This window comes from Massilia brevitalea (assembly GCF_030711405.1).
GTDB classification, from domain to species: Bacteria; Pseudomonadota; Gammaproteobacteria; order Burkholderiales; family Burkholderiaceae_D; genus Telluria; species Telluria brevitalea.
This window is the reverse complement of the sequence record NZ_JAULSI010000111.1, coordinates 1-1,310: the sequence shown is the minus strand read 5'-3', so window position 1 is coordinate 1,310 and position 1,310 is coordinate 1. Positions and strand designations below refer to the sequence as shown.

The 1,310-nt window shown below is 62.1% G+C and carries 1 protein-coding gene and 1 other annotated feature; the gene reads left to right on the top strand.

The features are described from left to right. Nucleotides 1-50 precede the first annotated feature (50 nt). Nucleotides 51-1,273, top strand: a protein-coding gene (locus tag QWL29_RS26490) for an IS3 family transposase (RefSeq protein WP_305825843.1) whose coding sequence is annotated in 2 segments (ribosomal slippage) — nt 51-330 and nt 330-1,273 — 1,224 coding nt in all. Because the reading frame shifts where the segments join, the coding sequence is not laid out codon by codon here. Further along, nucleotides 329-445 (top strand) — a sequence feature (AL1L pseudoknot). (Overlaps the previous gene by 117 nt.) Nucleotides 1,274-1,310: the final 37 nt, after the last annotated feature.

Below are 1,310 nucleotides of genomic sequence, written 5' to 3'. Positions count from 1 at the left end.
TGAATCGCTCCGGGTTTTGAGGAGGCTCCATTGTTTGAGAGAATGGAGCTATGAAAAAGCAACCGAAGTATTCCCCCGAAGTCATCGAGCGCGCCGTGCGCATGGTCAGCGAAGCCGGCAGCCAGTACGAATCGCAGTGGGCAGCGATCACGTCGATCGCAGCCAAGATCGGCTGCACGCCAGAAACGCTACGCCGCTGGGTACGCCAGCAGGAGCGTGATACCGGCCAGCGTCCAGGGCTAACCACTGCCGAAGAAGAACGCGTCAAGGCGCTTGAGCGAGAGGTGCGCGAGCTGCGCAAGGCGAACGAGATTCTGCGTCTAGCGAGTGCTTTTTTCGCCCAGGCGGAGCTCGGCCGCCACTTCAAGTCGTGAGAGCATTCATCGACCAGTACCGCCATGCCTACGGTGTCGAGTCGATCTGCAAGGTGATGCAGGTCGCACCGTCGGGTTACTGGCGCCACGCTGCGCAGCAACGCAACCCGGCACTGCGCTGCGCTCGGGTCCAACGTGACGACGTGCTGAGCGTTGACATCGAACGTATCTGGCAGGCGAACCTGCAGGTCTACGGGGCCGATAAGGTTTGGCGCCAACTGCGGCGTGAGGGGAGTGACGTGGCCCGCTGCACCGTGGAGCGCCTGATGCGCAAAGCCGGCCTGCGTGGCGTCATGCGAGGCAAGGTCGTGCGTACGACTGTGGCCGATGCGAAGGCGCCATGCCCGCTCGACCGCGTCAATCGCCAGTTCAAGGCCCAGCGACCGAACCAACTGTGGGTCTCCGACTTCACGTACGTCTCGACTTGGCAGGGTTTTGTCTACGTCGCTTTCGTCATCGACGTCTTCGCCCGGCGCATCGTCGGCTGGCGGGTCAGCAGCTCGATGCGGACCGATTTCGTGCTCGACGCACTGGAACAGGCGCTGTATGCGCGTCAGCCGGAACGAAACGAGCTGGTCCACCATAGCGACAGGGGCTCGCAATACGTGTCGATAAAGTACAGCGAGCGCCTGGCGGAAGCCGGCATTGAGCCGTCTGTGGGCAGCAAGGGCGACAGTTACGACAATGCCCTGGCCGAGACGATCAATGGGCTCTACAAGGCTGAGCTAATCCACCGCCGCGCTCCCTGGAAGACGCGTGAGGCCGTCGAGCTGGCCACGCTGGAATGGGTGTCCTGGTTCAACCATCACCGCCTGCTGGAACCGCTCGGCTATATACCGCCAGCCGAAGCTGAGGCAAACTATTACAAGCAACAGAGCAGTCAAGCCGTTCCGGCCTGACTCACACTAACCGGCCTCCACGAAAGCCGGGGCGGTT